The organism is Streptomyces sp. NBC_01433, from assembly GCF_026340105.1.
Lineage (GTDB): Bacteria > Actinomycetota > Actinomycetes > Streptomycetales > Streptomycetaceae > Streptomyces.
Window position 1 is genome coordinate 179,254 of sequence record NZ_JAPEPM010000001.1, and the last position, 23,622, is coordinate 202,875.

The window sequence follows — 23,622 nt, forward strand, 5'->3', positions numbered from 1 at the left end:
GCCACCAGCCAGAGTACCAGCCATTCGGAGCACCCCTGCCGGGCCTCAGCTGGTGAGGGCCCTGGCCTTCGCGAAGACGTCGAGCACGGCCAGGCAGAGCGGGACCAGGGAGAGCAGCAGGGCGCTCTCGGTGAGGTCGAGGAGACGGCCCCAGAAGGGTGAGAGTCCCTTGCGCGGGATGACCAGGCCGATCGCGGTGAACAGGGCCGCGCCCGCGGCGACGGCTGCGGAGAGCCAGATCGTACGGATGTCCAGGGAGCCCCTGTCGCCGTAGCGGACCAGGTCGTACAGCAGGTCCGTCGGCGGGTTCAGGGAGAGGCCGAGGACGAGCAGGGCGATGGCGCCGATGCCGGCCACCAGGACGCAGGCGACCTGGGAGGTGTAGCGGAACAGGCGGGCGCGGAGCAGCATCGCGAGGCCGGCGGCGAGCGCGAGGATCTGGCCCCAGATGTTGTCCGAGAAGCCGAGGACCGCGGCGGACCCGACGGCCACGGCGGCGCAGCCGCCGACCAGGCCCAGGAGCATCTCGTGGCCTCGGCGGGCCTGGGCGGCGATGCGCTCGGCGTCGACGGGCTCCGGGTCGCCCGCGGGGGCGTTCGGGTCGGCGAAGTCGTCCTCGTAGCCGCCGGGGGCGGTGCGCGGTGAGGCGTAGCCGATGGGCAGCCGGGCGAAGCGGGCGGAGAGGCCGGGCAGGAAGGCGACGAGGCCGAGTGCCACCGGGGCGCAGACGGCGGCGGTCCGGGTGGCCGACGCCTCGGTGAGGATCGCGAGGAAGGTGGCCAGGGTGCCCACGGTGGCCAGGAAGGTGGCCGCGACGAAGGGCGCGTCACCGCTGGGGGTGAGGGCGACCAGGACGACCGAGGCGAGCAGGACGGCGACGCAGCCGAGCAGGAACTGGAGCCGGCCGGGTCCCTGGCCGGCGTCCGGGCCGACGATGCCGGAGCCGGCGATGAGGGCGAGCGGGAGTGCGCCCAGGCCGAGGGCGACGGCCGTGGCGCGGTCCGCGTAGACCCGGGCGCGTACGCCGGCGTACGCGGTCAGCAGCAGTGCGGCGGAGCCCGCGATGATGCCGGGCAGGCTGTGCATGTCGTGGCGTACCGGGTCGGCGAACCAGAGCACGAAGCCCATGAGGACGAGCAGCAGGACGCCGCCGACCAGCCCTGCGCCGCGCAGGAGTTCGTCGCTCCACAGATGGCGGTCGCGGGTGACGGCCGAGGCGACGGCGTCCGAGACGTCGTCGAAGACGGCGGGCGGCAGCGACTGCGCGAACGGGCGCAGGCTGAGCAGTTCGCCGTCGAGCACCTGCTGGGCGGCGAGGGTTCTGGCGCCGTCCAGGACCGTGCCGTCGCGGCGTACGAGGTGAAAGCCGGTCGGCGTTCCGGCCGCCTGGGTCTGGCCCGTGAGACGCAGGATCTCCGGGTAGACGTCGGCGACGGCGATGTCTTCCGGCAGGGCGACGTCGATCCGGCTGTCGGGCGCCACGACAGTGACGCGGCAGAAACCCGTCGCTGCGGTCGTACTCACGTGTCTGGTCCCCCTGATTCGCGGTTGCGCACAGTGCGCGCGCCACCCTACCGGGAGGTGGGCGGGTCATCTGCAAGTAGGATCGCCGTCGCGCGGAGGGAAGTCCGCGCACACGCAGCCACGGGGGCGTCGGCGCGGACCAGACCGGCCTTCCGCCCGTCCGTATTGAGGGATTGATGTTCCGGTGAGCCAGATCGTCGTGAAACGACCTCCGCGGTCTCTGCCGCCGGAAGTACCCACGGATGAATTGACGTTGGAGGCTCCTCCCGAACTGCCGCGCGGGCAGCAGGAGGGCATGCTGATGCAGATCCTGCCGGTGCTCGGCATGGGTTCGTCGGTGGTCTTCTTCTTCTCGCCGCAGGCACCTCCGTTCATGCGGATCATGGGTGTGCTGATGCTGGTCTCGACCGTCGGAATGGTGGTCGCCCAGCTTGTCCGGCATCGTCGCGGTACGCAGGGGCAAATGGCAGATGTCCGGCGTGACTACCTCAAGTACCTGGCGCAGACGCGGCGGACGGTACGCAGGACGGCGCGCGCGCAGCGCGACGTACAGCTCTATCTGCACCCCGCGCCGGAGCAGCTGTGGTCAGTGGTCGCCGAGGGCAGCCGGGTCTGGGAACGGCGCGTCGGGGACAAGGACTTCGCGCAGGTCAGGGTCGGGCTCGGGGCGCAGCAGCTGTCGACACCGCTGGCCGCTCCGGACACCGCGCCGGTGGATGAGCTGGAGCCGATGTGCGCCGGTGCGATGCAGCAGTTCCTGGCGGTGCACGGGTCGTTGGACGGGCTGCCGATGGCGGTCTCGATGCGGGCCTTCTACCACGTGACGGTCTCCGGGCAGCCGGAGGCGGCGCAGTCGACGGCCCGCTCGCTGGTGGCGCAGTTGGTGACGCTGCACTCCCCCGAGGATCTGATGGTCGCGGTGGTGGCGGCGCCGAGTGCGGTGGCGCGCTGGGACTGGACGAAGTGGCTGCCGCACACGCAGGTTCCCGGGCAGGTCGACGGGGCCGGTACGAAGCGGTTGTTCGGTGATGATCTGGGCGAGCTGGAGCAGTTGCTGGCGAGCCGGCTGGACGGGCGGCCGCGGTTCGGCCGGGAGAGTCAGCCGGTGCTGGACCAGCCGCATGTCGTCGTGGTCCTGGACGGCGGGATGGTGCCGCCGGACTCGCTGTTCGCGGCGGCCGAGGGTCTGCAGGGCGTGACGATCGTCGAGGTGGTCTCCGGCGAGCTGGACGAACAGCGCGGTGGCCTCTCGGTGGTGGTACGACCGGGGCTGCTGAGGCTGGAGTCCGGTGCCAGGCTCGCGTACGAGGGGCTGCCGGACGGGATGTCGTTGCCGGCCGCCGAGGCGCTGGCCAGGCAGCTCGCCCCGCTCCGGATGGGCGGGGGCGACGACGACGAACCGCTGCTGGCCAACCTGGACTTCACTGATCTGCTGAATCTGGGGGACGCGGGCTCGGTCGATGTGGCGCGTACCTGGCGGCCGCGTTCGGTGTCGGAGCGGCTGCGGGTGCCGATCGGTATCGGCGAGGACGGCCAGCCGGTGATGCTGGACCTGAAGGAGGCCGCGCAGGAGGGCATGGGGCCGCACGGGCTGTGTGTCGGCGCGACCGGTTCCGGCAAGTCGGAGCTGCTGCGGACGCTGGTGCTGGGGCTCGCGGTCACGCACTCGTCGGAGACGCTGAACTTCGTCCTCGCGGACTTCAAGGGCGGTGCGACGTTCGCGGGGATGTCGCAGATGCCGCATGTGGCGGCGGTCATCACCAACCTGGCGGACGACCTGACGCTGGTGGACCGCATGGGTGACGCGATCCGCGGTGAGCTCCAGCGCCGTCAGGAGCTGCTGCGGTCGGCGGGCAACTACGCCAACATCCACGACTACGAGAAGGCGCGGGCCGCCGGGGCCGCGCTGGAGCCGCTGGCCTCGCTGGTCCTGGTGATCGACGAGTTCTCCGAACTCCTCACCGCGAAGCCGGACTTCATCGACATGTTCATCCAGATCGGCCGCATCGGCCGTTCGCTGGGTGTGCATCTGCTGCTGGCCTCGCAGCGTCTGGAGGAGGGCAAGCTGCGCGGTCTGGACACGTATCTCTCCTACCGGGTCGGTCTGCGGACCTTCTCGGCCGCGGAGTCGCGTACGGCGCTGGGTGTGCCGGACGCGTACCACCTGCCGTCGGTGCCCGGTTCCGGTTATCTCAAGTTCGGTACGGACGAGATGACCCGGTTCAAGGCGGCGTACGTGTCGGGGACGTACCGCACGGGCGGCCCCGATCTGTCGGTGGGGCAGCTGCCGATCGAACGGCGGCCCGCGGTGTTCAGTGCCGCTCCGGTGCCGGTGGTGTACGCGGCCCCGGACCCGGCGCAGTTGGCGGCGGCCCGTTCGGCGGCGGACGACGACGCGCTGGCCGACACGGTGCTCGATGTGATCGTGCGGCGTCTTGAGGGCCAGGGGGTGCCGGCCCACCAGGTGTGGCTGCCGCCGCTGGACCGGGCGCCGACGCTGGACCAGTTGCTGCCGGGGCTCGCGCCGACGTCGGACCGGGGGTTCTCCTCGACCGAGTACACGCGTCCGGGCGGTCTGACCGTGCCGCTGGGGCTGATCGACAAGCCGTTCGAGCAGCGGCGTGAGGTGCTGTACCGGGACTTCTCGGGTGCGGCCGGGCACATGATGGTGGTCGGCGGTCCGCAGTCCGGGAAGTCGACCATGATGCGGGCGCTGGTCTCCTCGTTCGCGCTCACCCACACCCCGCACGAGGTGCAGTTCTACGGTCTCGACTTCGGTGGTGGCGGTCTCGTGTCGCTGGCGGAGCTGCCGCACGTCGGCGGGATGGCCTCCCGGCTGGACCCGGAGCGGGTGCGCCGTACGGTCGCCGAGGTGGCCGGGGTCCTCAATCGGCGCGAGGAGTTCTTCCGCGCCCACTCCATCGACTCGATCGCCACCTACCGGCGCAAGCGCGCCCGGGGTGAGCTGCCCGGCGAGCCCTGGGGCGATGTGTTCCTGGTGATCGACGGCTGGGGCGGCTTCCGGGCCGAGTACGAGATGCTGGAGCAGACCGTCACCGACATCGCCTCGCGCGGTCTCGGGTACGGCATCCACGTGGTCATCACGGCGGCCAGGTACATGGAGGTCCGGGCGGCGCTGAAGGACCAGATCCTCGGCCGGCTCGAACTGCGGCTGGGCGATGTGATGGACTCCGAGTTCGACCGCAAGGTCGCCTCGAACGTGCCCGCGGGGGTGCCCGGCCGTGGTCAGGTGCCGGAGAAGCTGCACTTCATGGGCGCTCTGCCGCGTATCGACTCCGTCAGCAGCGGCGCGGATCTCTCCGACGGCACCGCGGCGTTCGTCGGGGCGGTGAAGGCGAACTGGGCGGGGCCCTCGGCGCCCGCGGTGCGGCTGCTGCCGCGCAAGCTGCCCGCGGACCAGCTGCCCAAGGGGTTCGAGTTCCCGGAGCGGGGCATCGCGATCGGGATCGACGAGACGGCGCTGGAGCCGGTGTTCGTCAACTTCGAGACGGACCCGTTCTTCCTGGTCTTCGGCGAGAGCGAGTCCGGCAAGACCAACCTGCTGCGGCTGATCGCCAAGCAGATCGCGGAGCGGTACTCCCCCGACGAGGCGAAGCTCGTCGTGGGCGACTACCGGCGGGCGCTGCTGGGCGCGCTGCCGGAGTCCCATCTGCTGGAGTACGCGCCGATGGCCAGCTCCATGCAGATGCACATGGAGGCGTTGTCGGGGGTGTTCGCGCGGCGCCAGCCGCCGACGGATGTGACTCCTCAGCAGCTGCGGGACCGCAGTTGGTGGAGCGGTCCGCAGATCTTCATCATCGTGGACGACTACGACCTGGTGGCGACGAACGCGGGCAATCCGCTGGCTCCGCTGGCGGAGTATCTGCCGTTCGCCCGGGACACCGGGGTGCGGTTCATCATCGCCCGCAACTCGGCGGGGGCTTCGAGGTCGATGTACGAGTCGTTCATGCAGCGGATCAAGGAACTGGGCGCGCAGGGCGTGGTGCTGGCCGGTGATCCGGGCGAGGGCGAGCTGATCGGTTCGGTGCGCGGTCACGCGATGCCGCCGGGGCGCGGGTACTTCGCGTCGCGCAGGCGCGGTACGCCGCTGGTGCAGATCGGGCGGTTGCCGGAGCAGCACTGAGGCAGTGCCGCCGGTGTCGGCCGGGGCCCCCGCGCGATGTGTGTGCGCGGGGGCCCCGGTGCGTTCAGGGATGTTCCCGGTCGCGTGTTGTGGGTACGCGCGAGGGGGGACAAGGGCGAGAGGCCGGGGCCGGACCGATGCCGGTAACCACCATGTACTAGCGTCGAGTGGGTGATCGATCGGTGCGCCCGGACACGGCGGCACCGTCCACAGGCATGCGATGCGGGGGAATCTCATGGGCTTCGACGACGAGTGGGCCACGCTGCGCGCGGAGGCCACGCAACGGCAGAGCACGAGTATGCGGCTGAACGGCGCCGACGACGGCCCGCTGTCCGGTCCCGGCGGGCAGGTCCTGGCCTCGACGCCCGCGGAGAAGGCCGCCGCCGCGAACACCATCGAGAACGAGCTGGAGGACAGTACCAACAAGTCCACCAACTGGGCGGACGAGGCCTCGTCCGCGGCGGCCCGGGAGTTCACCGACTGGGCCACCGGTCCGGCGATCGCCAAGCTGGGCGAGACCTGGGACAAGCAGGTGAAGACGCTGATGGGCCGGCTCAGCACGGAGAAGAACGGCCTGCGCGGTACGGCCAACGGCTTCGCCCGCAACGACCTGGACATCAATTCCCAGTTCTCGCCGCTGCTCAAGCCGCAGTACGGGCCGTGGGCGTCCGGGCTCGGCGGTATGTAGGGCGGAAACAGATCATGCCCAGGCACCCGTTGCCCCTCCCCCGTACCCGCAGGACGAAAGGCCCCCGCCCCATGGAACGCACCCGACTCCGGCGCGGCGGCGCCCTGGCGATGCTGCTCGCGACGGCGCTGCTGACCGGTTGCGGGCAGGGCGACGGTGGTGGTGGCGGTCGCGGTGGCGATGGATCCGGCGCTTCCGACGCGGGGGCGGGGAAGGCGGCCGGTCCCGTGAGCGTCTCCGCGCTCCGGGCCCTCGCCGACAAGGTCGGGCCGGACGGGGCGGACGACTGCCCGCTCCCGTACGACATCACCCGCGCGGCGAAGGCGGCGGGGCTGTCCGGGGAGACGGGTGCCGGTGGTGCCGCGGGCGGCGACGCGGACGCGCCCGCCGTCACCGCCGAGAACGGGCGCGACGCGGAGGGGCCGGGCGGATTCGCGGCCAACCCCGGGGCGTTGGTCAGCTGCCTCTTCCACGTGGGCGCCGGCACCGTGGAAGTGCACACGATCGCCACGCAATCGGCGTCGGCCGAGAACCTGCTGGCACCGGTGATCATGTCCGCCGGGGGGTTCTCGACCGAGAAGCTGACCGCGTATCTCAAGCGCACGGGGGCGGGCGCGCCGGGTGAGGCGGTGGCCTCCGAGAACGGCGACTGCGTCACCGTGCGGGTGAGGCCCACCGATGACGGCGACGCGTCGCTGGTGGTGACGGCGGGCGAGGACGGGACCTCCGGGCCCGGCCGCGAGAAGCTCTCCGGCCTCGCCCTGGCCCTGCACGCGCAACTCGCCTGAGGTCCGCCCGCCACCGCGCGGGGCCGGGCCGCGTCGGGTCACGTCGCGGTGCCCGGCCCGCTTCGACAGACACAGCATCAGGGGGAAAACATGCTCACCTACAGCGAGGTCATGACGACCGACCTGGGCAAGCTGACCGCGGCCGCGGACAAGTGGGACGACGCGGCGGCGGAGATCAAGAAGGTCGAGAACCGGTACAAGGACAGCGTCCAGTGCATCACGCTCGGCCCGTCCTGGTCAGGGCTGAGCGCGAACACCGCGCAGATGAACTTCGCCGCCACCCGCTACGAGTACGCGGCCGCGCAGACCCAGGCCAAGGCCATAGCCTCGCTGCTGCGCGACGCGCACAACGACTTCGTACGGCTGAAGAAGAACCTGGAGAACCAGTGCGCCGCGGCGGTCACGGCGGGCATGCAGATCTCCGAGAGCGGCGTGGTCACCTACGACTACGCGAAGCTCACGAAAGGCGAACTGGCCGCGACCCGGCACGACCCGGACTACGCCGAGAGCATCCGCAAGTCCGTGGCGTCCTGGTCGAAGGCGATCGACGACTGCGTCAAGGCGGTGGACGACGCCGACCAGGGCGTGAAGATCGCGCTGGAGGCCGTCACCAGGGACGGGTACGGGGACAAGAACGACAACACGCTGGGCACCGGCTTCAACGCGCACGCGCAGGGCGACGTGGAGAAGTACGAGGCGGAGAACACCAAGGACATCGCCACCCGTATCAACAACGGTGACAAGGTCTCCGCGGCCGACATGGCGGAGTTCCAGCGCTCGGTGCGGGACAACTCGCACGACAAGACCTTCTCCCAGACACTCCTCAACGGGCTGGGCCCGGACGGGCTGATCAAGGTCACCAACAAGCTCAACGACCGCGCCTACGACTCGGACAAGAAGAACAAGGCCCAGTACCTGGAGATCCAGAAGGGCCTGGCCAACTCCGCCGCCACCGCCACCCAGGTGCCGGGAAGCGTCAAGGACGCACCGCCCGGATCGGAGGCGTTCAAGCGGTGGGTGGCGAGCGACGACGGCAGGTTCTACCGAGAGTTCACCAAGGAGCTGCACGAGACGGGCACGGAGAACTTCGCCCGCAAGGACAACCCGCTCTACGGTTACCAGTCCTTCGTCAGCCTGATGCAGCAGGCCGACACCGACTTCGACGACCAGTTCCTGTACGAGATGGGCGACAAGCTCATCGCGGCGGAGAAGGACAAGCCCGGTCTCTTCACCGAGTGGGGTCCCGGACACAAGGGCATCGAGACGGACGCCATCGACGGTCTTCTCGGGGTCATGAGCAAGAACCCCGACGCCGCCACCGCGTTCTTCGACCCAGCCGGAAACGGGGCCGACTCCGGCGGGCAGAACAACCACGTCGGCAACAACCACCTGGAATACCTCGTCGGGGACGGCGGCGACTCCCGCGACTGGCCCAAGCACGTGGTCCTCGGTTACGCCAACTCGACGTTCGACGACCCGACCAACCGAATGGGACTCGGCGCCGCGCTGGAGGCCGCCGCGACCGGGCACGAGCCGCTGCCGGCCGGACGGGACCCATGGCCCGAGGCCAAGCATGATGAGGCCCAGGCGCGCGTGATGAACGGGATCCTTGAACAGTTCGCGCCGGGCAAGGGGGAGGGAACGGAGGCCACTGTGCCGGACAACCTCCGTGCGCCCGTCGCCGACGCGCTGGCCGAATACGCCTCGGACACCCACGAGATCATCGGTGCGGTGAACGACGAATACACCAACGCCTCCGGGGAGGGCCACTTCGCCAAGGACGGAAACGGCCATCTGGCCACCAACCCCAAGGACCTCATCCAAGTGATGCGCGGGCTCTCCGAGAACCCCGACGCCTACGCCGCCCTGCACAAGGCGGAGGCACGGCACCTCAACAACGAGCTCGACCGGATCCCGAACGGCGCGACCGGATTCGCGCACAGCGGCAACTGGGACAAGGCCGGTTCGGTACTCGGCACATACACCGCGATACGCGAGGACGTGATCAACGACGAGCGGATGGCCGGATACAGCGAGGCGGACTGGAAGTCCAAGGTCGCCTATCACGTCATCGGCGGCGCGGTGACGCCGTTGGCGATTCCGACAGCCGGCGGATCCATCGTGGTCGGCGACGCCCTACAGCGCGGGGTGGACGTCTGGGCCTGGCAGTGGGGCAACGACATGAAGGCCGGCGAGGACGCCAAGGCGAACGCGGAGATCGCCGATCTGCATCTCAAGGACTCCACCCAGATCACCAACACCGTCCAGGGCTGGGCCGCCGGTCGCAGCGACATCGACCTCACGGACGAGACCGATCAGAACACGGTGACCACGCTCAAGACGACGATGCTCGGCGGAGCCGACCGGGGCGAGGGAACGGCTCACAAGTACCTCGCCGATACGACCAGTTGACCGGCTCCGATTCACGACCGTCCCACCCGAGGAAGCAACCATGTCCGACGCCTCAGCCTCACCCGACCGACCCGCGCGCACCCGGCGAACGGCCCTGCTCGTCGTCTCCTGTCTTGTGGCCGGGGCAACCGCGGCAGGGCTGTGGCTGCTCATCCCTCGCTCCGACAACGGATCGCCGGACTGTGCGGGGCTGATGGAGCAGCAACGGATGCGGACGGCGCTCGGCGCGGCCGCGCCCGAGGGGGACGACTGTGCGGAGCTGGGGGCGGCGATCGTCCGGGTGACAAAGGGCAGCGAGGCCGGACGGCATACACCGAAGCAGGCTCGGGCGATGAAGAACGTGCTGCTCGCTGTCGGGACCGGAACCGGACGGGGCGACGGCACCGTACCGGAAGGGTTGCGCCGCCATCTCGGGGAGGCTATGGAAGGGTACGCCCACGACCTCTATGAAATTCTCCACGGCCTGAACCCCGCGTATGTCAACACGGCGGCCCCCGCCAAGAGCCCGTGGCAGGACGATTCGGGTGCCCACTTCTCGGTGCCTTCCGCGACGGCGCTCACCGCCATGAGCGCCGCGTCGGGCGATCCGGCCGTTTACACCTCTTTGCGCACCTCACTCGACGACGAGGGCGTTCAGCGCTTCGCTTCCCTGCCTGACAGCGCGACGGGAGAAGCCCCGTCCGCCGTCGCGGCGAGCGATGCACGGGTGACGGGCGCGCTGGCCGGCGTCGCCGCGCACGTGGCCGAGAGCCGGGGCAAGGACTCCGACGCCTGGTACCGCGATGTCTTCACCGCGCTGCTGAAGGGGAACGTGCGGACGCCGGCAGCGGAGACAGACCTGGCCGGCCACCTCACCGGCACCTGGAAGGCTCAATTGCGGTCCACCGCTCCGGAGGACCGGCCGGGACTGCTGCGTGAGCGGAGCGGGACGCTGTTCAGCCGGTGGGCCGACCTCCGGGCGCTGCCTGCGGCGGAGCAGGACTCGACACTTCTCAACTGCCGCAACAACGCCCGTGGCGCGTACGGCGACGCCGTCGAGGAGTTGGGCGGCTGAGGCCCGACCGGGAGCCCTTCGAAGGACATCGCCTCCGAGGCTGAGGACGCGGCCCGCGCCAAGGGGAGCACCACTGCCTCGGCAGGGATCGCGGGCGTACTGGCGCTGCGCACGAGGAAGTAGGACATGACGCGAGGCAAGGGCAACCGGGCACCCCGGTGGAAGTGGATCGCTCCGGTACTGGCGCTCGGTGTCGTGCTCGCGGCCGTCCACGTGTGGCTGAATACCAATCTCGTCACCGGCGACGCCGTGTGCGGGGGCCTCGTGTCCACGGCGCGGGCCGACTCGGTGCTGTCCGGGGGCGGCCGTATCTCCGACGGGGACGGCCCGGACGTCCGGCCGGGCGACGCAGTGGAGTTCTCCTGCACCGTCGAGGCCTCGTCCTTCCTGCCCGGGGCGGACAAGGGGCGCCTGAGGATCTCGGGGACCCACGAGCGGGGCGACTTCGCGTTCACCGACGGCCGCTGGCCCTCTCCCGCCACGGCGTCCTTCTTCTCCGGACCGGCGACCGGCGGAGTGGGCAGGGACCACGGCTGGGTGCTCCTGCCGGCCGGCTGCGCGAAGGCGGCCCCGGCCATCATCGAGGGCTACGCCCCCCAGGGCTCCGACCCCACGGCGCTGGCCGGGCTCCTGACCGACGTGGCGAACAGGGCGGCGGAACGGGCGGGGTGCGCGCCGGACCGGCCGCTCACCGCACCCGGCACCCTCCCGGCCGTCCCGGCCGCCCAGAAGATCCCGGAGGACGCGGTGTGCGGCATCAAGGGCCTGGCCTTCCCCGGCCCGGCCGCGGGAAGGGAAGCGGCACGCCAGAGGGTCCAGGGGCGGACCGGCCCCACCTGGGCCTGCGAGGTGAGCGGGCACGCCACCTACGCCGTGACGCGGGAACCGCGCGTCCTGGAAGCGATCACCACCTCCCCCGGCTTCGGGGAACAGCCGCGGATCGCGGGCCTGCGCGTCTCGGGCTTCGACGAAAGGCACGTGGTGGCCGACTGCTCGGGCACACCGACGTACTTCTCGATGGAGCTCGGTCCCACGTACACGGCCGCCCTCGAATCGCCTGACACCCCCTCCCCCAAGGCCGTCTTCGCCGACTTCGTCACCACCGCGGGCAAGAACTTCGGCTGCTCCACCACGGCCCCGTGAACGGGGTCCGACTCCACCCCCGTTGCCGGTGTACGGAGATAGCCTGCAACGGGCGAGGAGCACGTTCCCGCCGCACGAGAGGAAAGGCAACTGATGGGCACGCAAGCGGAGAAGGACGAGCTGTACGCGCTCGACATCTCGGGGGTGGAGTGGCTCAGTGCCCCCGGTACGGAGCAGGCGGAGGAGCGCGTCGAGATCGCGCATCTGCCGGGCGGGGCCGTGGCGATGCGGTCCTCACTGGATCCGGAGACCGTGCTGCGGTACACGGAGGCCGAGTGGACCGCGTTCGTTCTGGGCGCCCGTGACGGCGAGTTCGACCTGAAGTAGTGGTCGGACAACGCGAGAGGGGCACGCTCCGGTGGGAGCGTGCCCCTCTCGTCCGTGCGTGGACGCGTGGGTCAGAACGCCTCGGTGAAGTAGCGCGAGGCCTTCACGTCGGTGGAGCGGTAGCTGTCCTTGCCGGACTCGATGATCTTGGCTACCTGGTCCAGCCGCTTCTGCATGTGGTCGGCCCGGCCCTTGTACTTGCTCTGCAGGTTGACGTACTCGCCGTGGGCGTCACCGTCCCAGGTGTCGGTGACGACCTTGAGGGCGGCGTCCATCTCTTCGAGGTCCTTGATGATGTTGCGCGACACCACACGGATGCGGTTCGCCATCTCCTGAACGCTCTCGTACCTGACCTTGGTGTTCGGGTCCCCAGCCATCAGTGTTCTCCTCTGTGCTCAGCGTGTGCGGTAAAGGGTGCGGCGGTTTTGCTCAGACGCCGTTCAGGCCGGACGTGTTGGAGGAGGACGCCGACTCCTTCACCGCGTTGAAGGCCGCGCGGACCTCGTCGTCGTTGGCGTTGCTGAGGTTCTTGGTCTGGCCCACGGCGTTGAGCAGCACCTGGAGCAGGCGCCGGATCTCGTCGTGGTCCTCGTTGATCGTGACCTGCGCAGTCGTGAATCCCGAGGCACCGACACCCGTCCATCCCGCGCTGACCGTCGCCAGGATGTCGGCCAGTTCGCGGGCCTGCTTGGACACCGCGTCGGCCGTGTCGACGATCTTGTTCTTCGCCTGGATGATCGGATCGTCGGCGAGTCCGAAACCAGCGGCGGGGTTGGTCATCCGGAGGTCCTATCTCTCAGTTCCCGAGCCTGTCCGCAGGGCGCGGTCAGGCTTCCTCTTGCCCCCGTGTGCTCCGGATAAGGAGTGGGGTATATGCAAGGCCCAAGAAGCGCGTGGCGCTGTTCCCACGCTCTGAAATCGGACTCGGCCACTTCTCGTTCCCCCGTCACACACGTGAAGTCTGCTACCACCCTAGTCACTTCGTCATCTCTCCCCAACTGCGGTTTATAGGAGAGATCTACTTCACGCGGCGGCGCTCTCAGCGCAAAACGCGTCGTCGCCGGACATCACGGACGACCGTCGCCGTGCCCGCCACCACCGAGACCAGAACCGCCGCCAGGGCCAGCGCGTAGGTGGCGTATCGCTCGCTGCGCTCCTGCGAGGTCTCCGACATGGCCAGGTGCGCCGGCTCGGGAGCGAGCGCCCTGGGCGGTGCCGGGTCCGGGCGGGCCGCCTCCTGCGGGATGTCGTCCTTGTCCCCGGCGAGAGCTCTGACCGGGTCGACGACGCCCCAGCCGACGAAGGCGTCGTGGCCGGTGACGGACCGCTCGGCGGTCTGCTCGATGCGGGCGATGATCTGGGCGGGCGACCACGCGGGGTACTTGGCGACCAGGAGGGCGACGACTCCGGCCACGTACGGCGCGGAGAAACTGGTGCCGTTGTCGGTGCACTGGCCGAAGCCCGGGACGGTGGAGACGATGTCGACGCCCGGTGCGGCGACGCCGACGAACTCACCGGCTTGCGAGAATGCGGCGCGTTCGTTGTTGCGGTCGGAGGAGGCGACGGCGAGGACTCCGGCGAAGGCGGCCGGGTAGGTCTTCTTCCGCTTGCCGTCCATGCCGTCGTTGCCCGCCGAGGCGACGACGACGACGCCCCGGGAGATCGCCTCGGCCACGGCCACGCCCAGCGCCGAGTCGGGCGTCAGCGGCTTGGTGGTGTCCTGGGAGATGTTGATGACGTCGGCCTTCTTCGCGAGCGCGTGCTCGATCGCGGTGGCCATCGTGGTGTCCTTGCCGCTGTTCTTCTCGTCGTTCTGCCGGATCGGGATGATGGTGGCCTCGGGAGCCAGTCCGACGAATCCGGTGCCCTTGGCGGGACGCGCGGCGATGATGCCGGCGACCTTGGTGCCGTGACCGACCTCGTCGGTGGTCCCGTCCGCCTTGCCGCCCTGGAGGAGATTACGGCCGGCGGAGGTGTCCACGGCGGACTTGAGCTGCGGATTGGCGTTGTCCACCCCGGTGTCGATGACCGCGATCCGGACGCCCTTGCCCTTGGTGTCCTGCCACAGTTCGTCGAGCATGACGCGCTGGAGCGGCCAGGGCCTGCCCTCGAACTGCTCCTTCATCGGGAAGGTGCATTCGCCGCTGCCGTCTATCCCGAGGCCGCCCGGGGCTTCGGGGCCCCCGGCGGCGTAGGCGGCCTGAGGCGCCGCCAGCACGGCCAGCGCGGCGGCCGCCGCCGTGAACAGCACGGTCTTCCGGTACAACATCTGTTCCTCTCCCCCGAGTCCCGCGAGCGACTGTCGAACGGGTGGCTTACGAGCCCTGGGGCTGGCGGGCGCTGTTGGTGTCGAGCCGGGGGCCCTTGGACAGGAAGTCCGACCATTCGATGGGTACGAGCGAGGGGGTGACCTTCTCGTAGCCGAGCCGGATCTGGGCCTGGCTGGCCTCGGGGCGGCCGTCCTGGGTCTGCTGGCCGCCGGTGCCGATGTCGGAGCGCTTCGCGTCGCTGTCGCCATTGGCCTGGACGGCGTACCGCAGCCCGGTGTCGGTGACCAGGAAGAGCGAACCGTCGGGGCGGGTCTGCTTGCCCTGGACCTGGGTGTAGAGGAGGCCGCTGCCGGGGGTGACGTAGGTGCTGGTGCCACCGGCGTTGATGGAGGCGGGGTATTCGGTGCCCGCCCAGGTGCTCAGCGTCGTACGGCCGCGCTCGTCGACCTTGCGCAGCACACTGCAGACGGTGTCCCGACTGCCGCCGCCCCCGGTCGAGTTGACCTGTTCGGCCTTGTGGGCGGGCCAGCGCGGGGCCTGTCCGGCGAAGGTCCGGGCGTCCGGGACGAAGTCCTGGAGGTCGGCGGCGCGGGCCTCACTGGCCAGGTTCAGGGTGGCGGTCTGCGGGGAGTTGATCAGCAGCCAGGCGGTGAATTCGGAGATGGGCTGGACCGCGCCCTGGAGCACCACGTAGTGGGCGGTGCCTTCGCCGGTACGGGTCTTGAGGACCATCCCGACCTTGTTCTCCTCGGCGGACAGCTGGCCCTCGATGTGCGCGGGGGCGCCGATGGTGCCGGGGATCTGCGGGAAGACGATGGGGCTGCCCTCGTGCAGGGTGGCCAGCCAGTCGTCGGTGACGGACTGCGGCTGCCTGCTGCCGACCAGGGCGTTGGTCAGGTGTCCGTTGTCGGTCGCCACCTCGTTGACGCGGTACTTCGTGCCGCCCGCGTCGACCAGGTAGCGGGTCTTGTCCTGACCCTGGACGTACAGCACCTGTCCGCCGCCGAGTTGCTTCTTGCCCTCGGTCAGCTTGTGGTCGCGCTTGGCGAGGACGAATGCCGCCTTCTGCACGGTGTTGCCCTTGCCGCCGGGCTGTTCGCACACGGCCCACTGCTTGGCGGTGCCCGCGTCCGTCGCCTCGGGCAGCCGGTCGGGGGCGTACGGAATGCCGAGGATCGGCCCGCGCGGGGGCGTGCCCGAGTCCAGGATCTTGTCGGCGACCTGGATCACGGCGAACTGCTGCGGGGTGAGCAGCAGCCGGGCCGAGGCGAGGTTGAGCACCGGGTGGAGCAGGTTCTTCCTGTCCTTGCCCTTGCCCGTGGGGAGCACCACGTAGCGGGTGGTGGAACTCTTGCCGACGATCACCTTGGTGCCCGGCTTGTCCCAGCCCTTGGGTGCCGTGGGCTTGAACATGCCCCAGGCGCCGAATCCCGCGAGGATCAGCGCGCCGACGATCAGGCTCGGGAGGACCGCCCGCAACGGCCGCGGGGCGCCCTCCTCGGTACCCGTGGGCGACGGTTGGAGGAATGCCGCGACCGTGCGCTTCTTCGCAAAGGTGTACGCGTTGAGCTCATCCCGCCGTGATGCCATGAGTCTGTCTGTCTCCCGTGTCTCCCCGCGCGGCCCAGGAGCGGACACACCCCTGCCGCCGTGCCGGACCCCCGATGCCGGACCCTGGTGCCGGACCGGCCCCTACTATGCCTGCTGAAGTCGAGTGCCTGTGGGGCGGGTAGGGTGATCCAGCCTCCAAGCCCCCGGTGGTACAGGGGCGATCGGGTTGAGTTGGGGCCTTATGAACGGGGGAATGCCGGAATGATGGCTTCCGCGACGCGGACACGTCCGGCCGGGAACGGGGGGCCCTCCGGGGCACCCGGAGCAGGGGAGCCACCGGCCTCGCGCAGGGGTTCGCGCTCCCCGTCCCGAAGGTCCTCCGATGGCCCCCCGGGGTCCGGCGGACCGGCCGCACCACGACTGAACGGACGCGCCGGACACTTCGGTTCGTTCCGATTGCAACAGTTCGTACTGATCGAAATCGCCGCCGCGCTGCTGCTCGCCGCCTGGGTGATCGAGCCGTTGCTGCTCGCCCCCGCCGGGGTGCTCGCCGCGCTGCTGGTGGTGCTCGCCGTGGTCCGCAGACACCGCCGCTCGCTGCCGGAATGGCTGGGTACGGTCCTCGCGCTGCGGGCCCGCACCCGCCGGGCAGCCGCACTCGTGCTGCCCCCGGACACCGAGCCCGGTCTCGCGCCCGCCGTCGAGTGCGACCCGGCGCTGCGTACGTACTCCTTCAGCGACCGCGACCGGCGGCCGGTCGGCATGATCGGTGACGGTACGTTCGTCACGGCGCTCGTCCAGGTCGAGTCGGCCGCCACGGCGCTGCGGCCCGACCGGTCGGCACACCCGCTGCCCCTGACGCTCGTACGGGACGTACTGGACGTCGACGGCATCCGGCTGGAGTCCGCGCAGATCGTCCAGCACACCCAGCCCGCGCCCGCGCCGCATCTGCCGCAGCAGTCCGTCGCCGCGCGCAACTACGCCCCGTTGCAGGCCCAGACGGGTTCCCCGGCGCTCCGGATCACCTGGATCGCGCTCAAGCTGGACCCGGAGCTGTGCCCGGAGGCCGTCCAGGCGCGGGGCGGCGGAATCGTCGGCGCCCAGAAGTGCGTGGTGCGGGCAGCCGATCAGCTGGCCAGCCGGCTGACCGGGGCCGGATTCCGGGCGACGGTGCTCACCGAGCAGGAGCTGACATCGGCCATCGCGACGTCGGCGTGTGTCAGCCCGCTGGCGATGGCGCAGGCGAGCCGGGCGGAGACGCCCGGACGGCGCACCGAGGAGACCTCGCGCACCTGGCGCTGCGACGACCGGCGGCACACCACCTACTGGGTGGGCCGCTGGCCGCAGCTGGGCGGCGGCGGTGCGTCGATGCCGCAGCTGGTGGCCCTGCTCACCTCGATCCCGGCGCTGGCCACCACGTTCAGCCTGACGCTCGGGCACGGGGACCGCTCGGAGGTCTCGGTCACCGGGCATATCCGGATCACGGGCCGCAGTGACGAGGAACTCCTGGCCTCCCGCCATGAGTTGGAGCGCACCGCGCGCGGTGTGAAGACGGCGCTGGTGCGGCTGGACCGTGAACAGCTGCCCGGAGTGCTGGCCACCCTGCCGCTCGGAGGTACCCGCTGATGTCCACCTCTACCGGCAATCGGACCCGGCTGGGTTTCGGCCTCATCGGTCCGCGCCGCGGCCGGCACGCCATCTCCTTCGACCAACTGGCCTCGCTCGGCCTGCCGGTCGGTGACGACGGCACGGTGATCGGGGTCGACGCCGAAGGACGCCCGGCGGTTCTGGGCATCAACCGGCCCACTCCGTACGAGGTCACGCTGATCGGCGGTCTGTGGACGGCGCAGGTACTGGCGCTGCGCGCCGCCGCGACCGGTGCCCGGATCGCGGTGGAGACCGGCCGGGCCCAGGCCTGGACCGGGCTCGCCCAGGCGGCGGGCGGCGGGCAGCCCTGCGTCTCGCTGCACGACGTGGGACGGGTGCCGCCGCAGGGCGCGTCGGCCGGTTCGCCGGTCGTCGTGGTGCGCGACTGCGGAATGCGGCCGCCGCGAGGCCGGGTGGTGTCGGGACCCTGGCAGTCGGTGGTGACGCTGCTGCCCTATCTCAGCCCGGTGGCACCGCGGCTGATGGAGAAGTCGGCGCTCGTCGGCATCCAGCGGGTGTCCCCGGACGAAGCGGCGCAGATCGGCCGGATCATGAATCTGGCGCCCGCCGAGGCTCAGGCGCTGTCCACGCTGGCCGACGGCGTCACGCTGTGGTGCACGGACCGGGACCGGCAGTTCGTGATGACGCAGGCGACCGATGCCGAGACCGGATTGCTGGGCAGCGCCCGCCGGATGGACTGAATGTCCGTCGTGATGCGCCTTGTCGCGCCGTGATGTGCCCGCGATGCGCCGTGTCGTGCCTCGCCGCACGACACGGCACGGTACGGCACGACACTGCGTGGATTCACGCGATCGGCTTGCACGGAACGTTCCGCATTCGTACCGCTTTCGGTTCGTGCCCCGTATCCCTCCCCGTTCGCTCGGGGGCGGCGGGTGACGTACGGGACAGACCTTGCCTTGCCGTACGGCCTGCCGTAGAGAGCCCGATGGCGATTAGGGTGGGTCCGGGCGTGGCAGCAGAACCTGCGGACAGGCATTGCGCGTCCCAGGGGGAGAGCCGGGCGGAACGAACGCCGGGAACGGACACCCCCACCCCCCACGGCACACGGGTGCTCGACCACACCAGGAGGCAAAGTGAACGGCGATCGGGACGAGATCCGCGGGGGATGGAACACGCCCGTCGACGAGTCGTCCGACGCGGATCCCGCCGAGATGACGGGTGAGTTCACCATCGACTACACCCCGCCCGCCTGGTACACGCAGAACGCGACGGGGGATTCGTCGGGCGGTTCCGGTTCTCATCTGGCGCCGCCTCCGCCGCCGCACGGGGCGCCGGTGTCCGTACCGGGACCGCCGGCCGCGGGAGGCTTCGACCCCAACTGGGCACCCGCGCCGCCCGCTCCGGCGACGCCTCCTTCGGCACCCGCGTCTCCTTCGGCCCCTGCCTCTTCGGCCCCTGCCTCTTCGGTGCCGACTCCGTCGGTGCCGTCTCCCGAGGCCGCCCCTCCTGCCGCGCCGGTGCCCGCGCCGGCGCCTTCCGCGGGGGTGGGGGCCGGTGGCGGCGATCTGGAGAGCGGCGCGACGATGCGGTTCTCCCCCGCCGCGCTGAAGCGGGAGATCGCGGAGCGCGAGGCGGCGGCCGCCCCGTCACCGGATGCCGGTGACTCCGGGCCGGACGGCGGTGCTCCTGACAGCGGTGCTCCTGACAGCGGTACGCGTGAGGCTGCCGAGGCCGGTGCCCCGGAGAACGAGGCGCCGGACGCGACGGGCGCCGCGGACCGCGACGAGAACACCCCTGACGCGGGCCCGGATGCCGACGCGGTGGCCGAGGACCCCAGGAACACGGGAGGCACGGAGGAACCCGGGAACGCCGGCAGCCCCGACGCCCCGGCGGACGAGGTCCCCGCCGCGACAGACCCGACGGACCCGACGGCTCCGGCCGACGCACGCCCGCTCGCCGTGACGGACGCGGTGCCCCAGGACGTACCGCAGGCCGCCGCTCCGGCGCCGTGGTCCCCCGCGCCGCCCGCCGCGGGCGCCCTGCCGCCACTGCCGCCCGCCTTCCAGCCCGCGGCGCCACAGCCCACCGCACCGCAGTCCGCGGCGCAGTGGCCCGCTCCGGGGCCCACGAACGAGGCGCCCGGCGGATACGGTTTCCCCCAGCCGGCCCAGGCTGCCCACGTACCCCACCAGGCACCGCAGGCCCACCCGGCCCAGCAGGTGCAACACCCTCAGCAACCCCAGCAGCCCCCGCAACAGCAGCAGTTCCCCGGCCAGGGCGCACCGCTGCCGCCGCAGGCCCCGCAGGCCGTCGGCGGGTACGGATTCCCGCAGCAGCAGGGCGGATACGGGTTCCCGCAAGCACCACAGGCGCCCCAGGCACCCCAAGCGCCCCACCCCTCGTTCCCCGCCCAGGGGGCCGCCCCGCTCCCCGCGCAGCAGCCGGTCCAGGGCTCGCCCAACCTGCCCGCACCGATCGCCCCGACAGCGCCGCAGCCGTACCAGCCGCAGCAGCACTTCCCGGCCCAGCAGCAGGCGCCGCAGCAACAGACACCCCAGCAGCCCGGTCCGCAGGCCCCGCCCGTCGACCCGCGTACCGGCACCGGCTGGCCCACGCCGGTCACCCATGACCAGCGCGAGCGTTCCGTGCCCGGCGCACCGCTCGGTTACACGGCCGCCGTCGAGCTCTCCTCCGACCGTCTGGTCCGGGGCAAGCAGAAGGCCAAGAGCAGCCGCACTCCGTCCGGGGTGTCCCGCTTCAAGCTGGGCGGCAAGAAGGAGGAGATCGAGCGTCAGCGCAAGCTGGAGCTGATCCGCACTCCGGTGCTCTCCTGCTACCGGATCGCCGTCATCAGCCTCAAGGGCGGTGTCGGCAAGACCACGACGACGACGGCGCTGGGCTCGACGCTGGCGACCGAGCGGCAGGACAAGATCCTCGCCATCGACGCCAACCCGGACGCCGGTACCCTCGGCCGCCGGGTGCGCCGCGAGACCGGGGCCACCATCCGTGACCTGGTGCAGGCGATCCCGTACCTCAACTCGTACATGGACATCCGCCGGTTCACCTCGCAGGCGCCCTCCGGGCTGGAGATCATCGCCAACGACGTGGACCCGGCGGTCTCCACGACGTTCAACGACGAGGACTACCGGCGCGCGATCGAGGTGCTCGGCAAGCAGTACCCGATCATCCTCACCGACTCGGGCACCGGTCTCCTCTACAGCGCGATGCGTGGAGTGCTGGACCTCGCCGACCAGCTGATCATCATCTCGACCCCGTCCGTCGACGGCGCGTCCAGCGCGTCGACCACGCTGGACTGGCTGTCCGCGCACGGCTACGCGGATCTGGTGCAGCGTTCCATCACGGTCATCTCCGGGGTGCGCGAGACCGGCAAGATGATCAAGGTCGACGACATCGTGCAGCACTTCGAGACGCGCTGCCGGGGCGTCGTCGTCGTACCGTTCGACGAACATCTGTCCGCGGGCGCCGAGGTCGACCTCGACATGATGCGGCCGAAGACCCGCGAGGCGTACTTCCACCTCTCCGCGATGGTCGCCGAGGACTTCTCACGCGCCCAGCAGCAGCAGGGGCTGTGGACGTCGGACGGCTCCATGCCGCCACAGTTCGCCCCGCCCATGCCCGGACAGCAGCAGCCCGGTCAGCCCATGCCCGGACAGCAGCCGGGACAGCCCATGCCGGGACAGCAGCCCTACCCGCCGCAGCAGCCGCAGCCGGGACAGCCGTACCCCCAACAGCCCTATGGCGGGCAGCCGCCGTACGGGGGACCTCAGGCCCCCCAGCAGCGGCCCCCGCAGCAGCCGTATCCCCCGCAGCCGGGCCCCGGCGCCCAGCAGAACTGGCAGCAGAACGGCTGGCAGCAGCAGTCGCTGCCCTCGCAGGCCCAGTCGGGCGCGAGCCCGGAAGGCCCGCCCCCGCCGGCCGGACAGCCTGGTGGTCAGAACGAACTGCGGGGCCCCGTACCGCCCGCGGGCTGGCAGCAGACTCCTCCGCAGCCGCCGCCGGCGCCTCAGCAGTGAGGCAGTAGAGGTCTAAACCAATGAGGGCCCGCACCGTTCCCACGGTGCGGGCCCTGCACGTATTCCCGCAGCCCACACACGGTTTGGCGGACCGTTGACGCGACTCGGCCACCGCTGATAAACCTTCGCTTCACCAGCTGGCGAACCAGAGCTCTACCCGCCTTCTCCGAGCGAGTCATGACGCGAGGTCCACGTCCCATGGTCACAAGAGTTCCACCACGCTCCTCCCGGCCACGCCGCCGCATGCGCGTTCTTCTGGCCTCCGGCGCCGCCGCACTGGCGCTCGCCGCCGGATCGGTAGTTCCCGGGAATCCCCTCACACCCGCGCCCTCGCAGGCGCAGGCCGCCGACAGCGGCAGGACGACGCTCACGGTCGCGGTCGCGCAGAGCGTCGACTCCCTGAGCCCATTCCTCGCTCAGCGCCTGGTCAGTACGAGCGTCTACCGGCTTATGTACGACTACCTGACCAACTACGACCCCAAGGACAATCACGCGGTCCCCGGGCTCGCCACCAAGTGGGAGCCGTCCGCGGACAAGTTGACCTGGACGTACACGATCCGGTCGGACTCGAAGTGGTCCGACGGCCGGAAGGCCACCGCCGAGGACGCCGCGTGGACCTTCAACAAGATGATGACCGACGAGGGCGCCGCCACGGCCAACGGCAACTTCGTCGCCAACTTCCAGAAGGTGACCGCGCCCAGCGCGGACAAGCTGGTCATCCAACTGAAGCAACCGCAGGCCACGATGGCCGCGCTCGATGTGCCGATCGTCCCGAAGCACGTCTGGGAGAAGGTCTCCGACTTCTCCAAGTTCAACAACGACACCAAGTTCCCGATCGTCGGGAACGGGCCGTTCATCCTCACGGACTACAAGGTCGACAGCTTTGTGAAGCTGAAGGCCAACAAGGACTTCTGGCGCGGTTCGCCGAAGTTCGACGAGATCGTCTTCCGCTACTACAAGGACCAGGACGCGGCCGTCGCCGCCCTGCGCAAGGGTGAGGTCTCCTTCGTCGCGGGCAGTCCCAGCCTGACGCCCGCCCAGTCGGCGTCCCTCAAGAGCGCCCCCGACATCAGGGTGAACGACGCGCCGGGCAGGCGGTTCTACGCGCTGGCCGTCAACCCGGGCGCCCGCACCAAGGACGGCGAGAAGTTCGGCGACGGCCACCCCGCCCTGCTCGACCAGAAGGTCCGTCAGGCGCTCTTCATGGCCGTAGACCGCGCGACCATCATCGACAAGGTCTTCCAGGGCCACGCCGTGGAGGGCGAGGGCTACATCCCGCCGCGCTTCTCCGACTACTTCTGGAAGCCCGCCGCCGATCAGAAACTGGCGTACGACCCGGCGAAGGCCGCGGCCGTGCTCGACGACGCCGGCTACAAGAAGAACGGCGACGGCAAGCGCGTCGGCAAGGACGGCAAGCCGCTCGACTTCCGCATCCTGTGCCACGCCACCGACCCGAACGACAAGGCGGTCGGCAAGTACCTCCAGGAGTGGTGGGGCGACCTCGGCATCGGTCTGAAGGTCGACTGTCTCGACAACGTCTCCGACCCCTGGTACGCCGGTGAGTACGACCTCGCCTTCGACGGCTGGTCCGTCAACCCGGACCCCGACTTCGTGATGTCGATCCACACCTGCGCCGCGCTGCCGTCCAAGCCGAAGGAGTCGGCCGCGACCGACAACTTCATCTGCGACAAGCAGTTCGACGAGCTCTACAAGAAGCAGAACGTCGAGTACGACGCGGCCAAGCGCGCCACTCTCGTCAAGCAGATGGAGTCGCGGCTGTACGACACCGGGTACATGAACGTCATGGCGTACCCGAACGCGGTCGAGGCGTACCGCACCGACCAGATCAAGTCGATCACGACGATGCCCTCGGACGCGGGCAACATCTACGGCCAGGACGGTTACTGGAGCTGGTGGTCGGCGGTTCCGGCCGATGGCGCCTCCGCCGGCTCCGACGACTCCGGTGGCAGCTCCACCGGGGTGCTCATCGGTGTCGGTGTCGCCGTCGTCGTCCTCGCCGGTGGCGGACTCCTGTTCGCCATGCGTCGTCGTTCCACCGCGGAAGACCGTGAATAGTCC

16 protein-coding genes are annotated in these 23,622 nt (G+C 70.5%); 11 read left to right on the top strand and 5 right to left on the bottom strand.

Annotated elements, in window-relative coordinates; genetic code table 11:
- Window positions 1-45: 45 nt before the first annotated feature.
- Window positions 46-1,524: a type VII secretion integral membrane protein EccD gene (gene eccD / locus OG413_RS00720; RefSeq protein WP_266802326.1), complete on the bottom strand. Its 1,479-nt coding sequence runs from the start codon at window positions 1,522-1,524 to the stop codon at window positions 46-48.
- 184 nt (window positions 1,525-1,708) lie between these two features.
- Here eccD and eccCa point away from each other — a divergent pair, with 184 nt between their 5' ends.
- The 7 genes from eccCa (at window position 1,709) to OG413_RS00755 (ending at window position 12,080) form a co-directional block, all read left to right on the top strand.
- Window positions 1,709-5,668, top strand: a complete 3,960-nt coding sequence (gene eccCa / locus OG413_RS00725; protein ID WP_266802327.1) for a type VII secretion protein EccCa — start codon at window positions 1,709-1,711, stop codon at window positions 5,666-5,668.
- Window positions 5,669-5,888: 220 nt separating this feature from the next.
- A complete protein-coding gene (locus tag OG413_RS00730) occupies window positions 5,889-6,356 on the top strand; it encodes a hypothetical protein (protein WP_266802329.1) in 468 nt (155 codons plus the stop codon).
- 71 nt (window positions 6,357-6,427) lie between these two features.
- Window positions 6,428-7,144 (top strand): hypothetical protein, encoded by a 717-nt coding sequence (locus OG413_RS00735; RefSeq protein WP_266802331.1) that lies wholly within the window; start codon window positions 6,428-6,430, stop codon window positions 7,142-7,144.
- Between the two features lie 90 nt (window positions 7,145-7,234).
- The gene (locus OG413_RS00740; RefSeq protein ID WP_266802333.1) at window positions 7,235-9,556 is read left to right on the top strand and encodes a DUF6571 family protein; all 2,322 of its coding nucleotides are present in this window, start codon (window positions 7,235-7,237) and stop codon (window positions 9,554-9,556) included.
- A 40-nt stretch (window positions 9,557-9,596) separates the two neighbouring features.
- Window positions 9,597-10,610, top strand: a complete 1,014-nt coding sequence (locus OG413_RS00745) for a hypothetical protein (protein WP_266802335.1) — start codon at window positions 9,597-9,599, stop codon at window positions 10,608-10,610.
- Between the two features lie 126 nt (window positions 10,611-10,736).
- On the top strand, window positions 10,737-11,753 hold the full coding sequence (locus tag OG413_RS00750; protein WP_266802337.1) for a hypothetical protein: 1,017 nt from the start codon (window positions 10,737-10,739) through the stop codon (window positions 11,751-11,753).
- Window positions 11,754-11,846: 93 nt separating this feature from the next.
- Window positions 11,847-12,080, top strand: coding sequence for a DUF397 domain-containing protein (locus OG413_RS00755; RefSeq protein WP_266802339.1), 234 nt, complete (start codon window positions 11,847-11,849; stop codon window positions 12,078-12,080).
- 71 nt (window positions 12,081-12,151) lie between these two features.
- Here OG413_RS00755 and OG413_RS00760 read toward each other — a convergent pair whose 3' ends face one another.
- From OG413_RS00760 to eccB, 4 genes are all read right to left on the bottom strand, one after another.
- Complete coding sequence (locus tag OG413_RS00760) at window positions 12,152-12,457, bottom strand: WXG100 family type VII secretion target (RefSeq protein ID WP_073726640.1); 306 nt, start codon at window positions 12,455-12,457, stop codon at window positions 12,152-12,154.
- A 52-nt stretch (window positions 12,458-12,509) separates the two neighbouring features.
- Entirely contained in the window at window positions 12,510-12,860 is a 351-nt protein-coding gene (locus OG413_RS00765) for a hypothetical protein (protein ID WP_073726642.1), read from the bottom strand.
- Between the two features lie 259 nt (window positions 12,861-13,119).
- Complete coding sequence (gene mycP / locus OG413_RS00770) at window positions 13,120-14,349, bottom strand: type VII secretion-associated serine protease mycosin (RefSeq protein WP_266802343.1); 1,230 nt, start codon at window positions 14,347-14,349, stop codon at window positions 13,120-13,122.
- A 46-nt stretch (window positions 14,350-14,395) separates the two neighbouring features.
- Window positions 14,396-15,940: a type VII secretion protein EccB gene (eccB, locus tag OG413_RS00775; protein ID WP_266802345.1), complete on the bottom strand. Its 1,545-nt coding sequence runs from the start codon at window positions 15,938-15,940 to the stop codon at window positions 14,396-14,398.
- A 222-nt stretch (window positions 15,941-16,162) separates the two neighbouring features.
- Here eccB and eccE point away from each other — a divergent pair, with 222 nt between their 5' ends.
- The 4 genes from eccE (at window position 16,163) to OG413_RS00795 (ending at window position 23,619) form a co-directional block, all read left to right on the top strand.
- Window positions 16,163-17,527 (top strand): type VII secretion protein EccE, encoded by a 1,365-nt coding sequence (gene eccE / locus OG413_RS00780; RefSeq protein WP_266802347.1) that lies wholly within the window; start codon window positions 16,163-16,165, stop codon window positions 17,525-17,527.
- Complete coding sequence (locus OG413_RS00785; protein WP_266802349.1) at window positions 17,527-18,249, top strand: hypothetical protein; 723 nt, start codon at window positions 17,527-17,529, stop codon at window positions 18,247-18,249. The genes eccE and OG413_RS00785 overlap by 1 nt, the downstream gene beginning before the upstream one ends.
- 393 nt (window positions 18,250-18,642) lie before the next feature.
- Window positions 18,643-21,543, top strand: coding sequence for an SCO5717 family growth-regulating ATPase (locus OG413_RS00790; protein ID WP_266802351.1), 2,901 nt, complete (start codon window positions 18,643-18,645; stop codon window positions 21,541-21,543).
- A gap of 198 nt (window positions 21,544-21,741) precedes the next feature.
- Window positions 21,742-23,619: an ABC transporter substrate-binding protein gene (locus OG413_RS00795; protein WP_266802353.1), complete on the top strand. Its 1,878-nt coding sequence runs from the start codon at window positions 21,742-21,744 to the stop codon at window positions 23,617-23,619.
- Window positions 23,620-23,622: the final 3 nt, after the last annotated feature.

Bases quoted from the DNA above. Each gene is read 5' to 3' on its own strand.
- OG413_RS00745 (WP_266802335.1), top strand. From the start codon at position 9,597: ATGTCCGACGCCTCAGCCTCACCCGACCGACCCGCGCGCACCCGGCGA.
- eccE (WP_266802347.1), top strand. From the start codon at position 16,163: ATGATGGCTTCCGCGACGCGGACACGTCCGGCCGGGAACGGGGGGCCC.
- OG413_RS00765 (WP_073726642.1), bottom strand. From the start codon at position 12,860: ATGACCAACCCCGCCGCTGGTTTCGGACTCGCCGACGATCCGATCATC.
- eccB (WP_266802345.1), bottom strand. From the start codon at position 15,940: ATGGCATCACGGCGGGATGAGCTCAACGCGTACACCTTTGCGAAGAAG.
- OG413_RS00755 (WP_266802339.1), top strand. From the start codon at position 11,847: ATGGGCACGCAAGCGGAGAAGGACGAGCTGTACGCGCTCGACATCTCG.
- OG413_RS00785 (WP_266802349.1), top strand. From the start codon at position 17,527: ATGTCCACCTCTACCGGCAATCGGACCCGGCTGGGTTTCGGCCTCATC.
- OG413_RS00740 (WP_266802333.1), top strand. From the start codon at position 7,235: ATGCTCACCTACAGCGAGGTCATGACGACCGACCTGGGCAAGCTGACC.
- OG413_RS00795 (WP_266802353.1), top strand. From the start codon at position 21,742: ATGGTCACAAGAGTTCCACCACGCTCCTCCCGGCCACGCCGCCGCATG.
- OG413_RS00730 (WP_266802329.1), top strand. From the start codon at position 5,889: ATGCGGGGGAATCTCATGGGCTTCGACGACGAGTGGGCCACGCTGCGC.
- OG413_RS00750 (WP_266802337.1), top strand. From the start codon at position 10,737: ATGACGCGAGGCAAGGGCAACCGGGCACCCCGGTGGAAGTGGATCGCT.
- OG413_RS00760 (WP_073726640.1), bottom strand. From the start codon at position 12,457: ATGGCTGGGGACCCGAACACCAAGGTCAGGTACGAGAGCGTTCAGGAG.
- OG413_RS00735 (WP_266802331.1), top strand. From the start codon at position 6,428: ATGGAACGCACCCGACTCCGGCGCGGCGGCGCCCTGGCGATGCTGCTC.
- mycP (WP_266802343.1), bottom strand. From the start codon at position 14,349: ATGTTGTACCGGAAGACCGTGCTGTTCACGGCGGCGGCCGCCGCGCTG.